At 55.9% G+C, this 3238-nt stretch carries 1 protein-coding gene; it reads left to right on the forward strand.

Going from position 1 to position 3238, the window contains the following annotated elements; genetic code table 11:
- The first annotated feature begins 777 nt into the window (after window positions 1-777).
- A complete protein-coding gene (locus tag MGEO_RS20930; protein ID WP_085641676.1) occupies window positions 778-3114 on the forward strand; it encodes a S41 family peptidase in 2337 nt (778 codons plus the stop codon).
- Window positions 3115-3238: the final 124 nt, after the last annotated feature.

Here is a 3238-nt window from a genome sequence, read left to right on the forward strand (position 1 = left end):
ATGATTGTAGTGAACGCGTGATGAGGCGGTGAACAAGAAGCGATCGGCCCGAAGCTGCCGTTCAGACAACCGGCGGCGAATGACCGGAGAGAGCCCTTCCTCGACATTGATCAATCGTGCAGCATCGAACACGAAGGGCGGATGCAGGATCTTCACTGCGGTTGCAGCTAGGTCATCACATCATCTCGAGAGCAGCCATTCATGTTTGGTCGTGATCTTTTCTCACGCGAAGTGGACATCTGCATGTGATCAATTTAGTTAAGCAATAGAATTCCTAAAGCTCAGGTTTTCAAAAGCCGCTTTCGCGTTTGTGAAGCAACTTGCTTAGGTTTAATTCGAACACAATCTATGTAGAACAGCACTGAAATTTCTTGCGGCTGCGGGAAGAAAATGGCGAAACGCCATGGAGACGTGGAAACTAGCCCGGTTGCAATTGATGGGACTGCTGCTTTAAGCGGCCAGTATGTTGAAGCCGACTAGACCAAATGCTGACACAGGTCTGTTAGTTTGTCAGTGTATCGCTGAAATCGTCAGGGCAGTTTACCTCGTTGTCCAGGCGCTACTCCTGACCGCACTCCTTTGGGGTTCGGTCAGGAGTAGAATAAGTTGGTTTTTTCGTTCGCGGTCATGACTGACGTGCTGAGGAAGGTGTCAAAAACAGGTTTGGACGTACAGGCTAATGCAGGGTATCGACTAAATCATTCGACGCCGAAAAGAGTGAAACCGGGTTTTCCGAAGTTCGAAGCACCACCCACTTGACAGGTCGAAGGGTACACCATGCGGAGCAGCATTATCTCATTCATTTTCGCGGGCTTCATTGCCAGCAGTGCAGTTGCACAAGATGGGCCAAGATCGATTGAAGGTACCGTTTCCTCCGACAGCTTTATCTTCCAGCCGCAATACTGGCCGAACCCGTCAGTGGGCCTTCTGGACGCCACCGGGTTTGTCGCCGGTGACTTTGACAGTTTCGTACCAGCCGACGACCAAGTACTCGGGCGGTTTACCGACCCGCTTTTTACCGGAGAAGGGCGCTACCGGATCGACCTTCCAATCGTCCCTCGCGGAGGACGACTCGATCTGAACGGCGATGGCACAGCCGCTTTGGGCATATTCACATTAGTTTCTGCTCCGAACCTGTCCTCTGACAGCTATCTGGAACAGCTTGAACAGTTTGGCGGTCTCTTCTCGATTCTGATCGACCAGCAAACCGGTGCCATAGAAACCGGTTCGCTGTTAATGTTCTCGGAGGATGGCGCCGAGTCCTTCCCATCCGCGTGGGGTGACGATGGCATATGGTTCACAGACGACGATCCGCAACAGGTTGTGCCACAAGGTTGGTCGGTCGCCAGATTGGTCGCCGACGGAGGGGTCACCATTGAGACCGATCCACGTCCCGAGATCAACACCATTGAAGCCGCGGATGCGGCTTCTCCCGACTTCTCTAGTCTAGGCTACGTGGAGGCGTTCGATGCGCTGATCGACCATCTGTGGACGCACTACGCTTACACGGAATTTCGGAATGTCGATTGGGATGCGGTCTCTGCCCGGTATCGTCCAGACGTGGTGGCTGCGGCGGATGCCGATGATGCAGGCGGTTTTTACCTCGCTCTGAACGATATGGCCCTGTCTTTTGAGGACACACATACCGCAGTCAGTGCCGGTTTTCTGAACCAAGCGATCAATACGGCAAAGCAGGAGGCTGAACTGTCCCGGTTTGGTGCCGGCGTCGGTGCCGAAGCCTTGGTCGTGTCGGATCCCGATGCGGGAATTCTGCCCGGTGACATGATCTTGGTCAGCCGGGTTGCTGAAGGCTCTCCCGCTGAAGAGGCTGGTTGGACGGAAGGCACTGAAATCCTTGAGATCAACGGTATGCCTGCGCACGAGTACCTTGCGTCGTTGCCTCTGATCGAAGCGACCGGTGTCGCTGAATTGCAACCCTATCTGCGAGCGCCGCGGTTGTTCAGCTTTCCTGACGGCGCAGAGGTTTCTTTCACCTTCCGCAATTCCGACGAACAGGACGCCCGAACTGTGCAACTGACGGCAGGCGACTTCATGGTGCCGTTCGAACCGTCCAAACCGGAAAAATCCACAATGCCGATCGACTTCACGTCGATTGGTGGCGTTGCGATCGTCTCGTGGCGGAACTTCTCTGATCACATGCTGTCGAAAATCGCGGTGCTGGAAGAGGCGCTTCAGATCGAATCTGAAACCGGCAGTACCGGAATGATCCTGGACCTGCGCGGCAATGGCGGCGGGTTGGTCGAGCTTTACCAGGTTATGGCGTCGTACTTCTTTACTGAAGGCGATCCCATGCCGGAACAGCCCTTCGATACGTGGGGCTACGATGCAGAGACGGGTGCGTTCGTCAGGCTGATGCCAACGGATCGGACGCTCTATTCGCCGCGCGCTGATTTGGCGTTTACCGGCCCGTTGGTCATTCTGATCGACCAGGGCTGTGCCAGTTCCTGTGAGTATTTTACCCAGCATCTTCAGCTCCTCGACCGCGCAAGTGTTGTGGGACAGCATGCCTCTCTTGGAGCGGGCGGGTTCATTGACCGGATTAATATGCCGGCGGAGATTTCGTTTCAGTACACGGCAATGCGTACAACTTTCCGCAACTCGGACGAGCCGAACCTTGAGGCTCGGGGCGTCATTCCCGATGTACGTGTGCCAGTAACGCTTGAAACGCTTGCTGCCGTCCGCAACGGCGAAGACCCGGTGATGGACGCCGCGTTTGACGTCATAGCCGCGCTGTCTGACCCCCGCCTAAAGCTGACGGCCACACCGTGGGTCTGGACCTTGGCAGCAACGGTAGATCTTGAAGAAGTCGAGATTGATGCGCCCGAGAAATACGAAGTCACGTTCTCCGACGATGGCACCTACACACTGCAGGCGGATTGTAACCGTGTCACCGGCAACTGGACGCTGGAGGATGCAATGCTGACGATGACGCCGGGCCAGGCGACTCTCGCCCTCTGTCCAGAGCCATCCCAGGGTGAGACTTTCGCGCGCATCATGGCGTCTGCAAACGCGATCGATTTCAACGGGGACGATCTTTTTATCATCGTGGAGGGCGACGACTACCTCGTGTTGCAGCTGGAAGCTACCGAGTAGAGACGCTGTTCCACGGTCCGCGTGGGACGCGGCTTATGCGGATCGCGCGACCCGAAAGCCGATATTGCCTGCGCTGCTGTCCGGTGAATTGGCGCTGCGGGCAGCAACCCGGTAACGGCGGCAA

Source organism: Marivita geojedonensis, from assembly GCF_002115805.1.
Taxonomy (GTDB): domain Bacteria; phylum Pseudomonadota; class Alphaproteobacteria; order Rhodobacterales; family Rhodobacteraceae; genus Marivita; species Marivita geojedonensis.

Bases quoted from the DNA above. Each gene is read 5' to 3' on its own strand.
- MGEO_RS20930 (WP_085641676.1), top strand. From the start codon at position 778: ATGCGGAGCAGCATTATCTCATTCATTTTCGCGGGCTTCATTGCCAGC.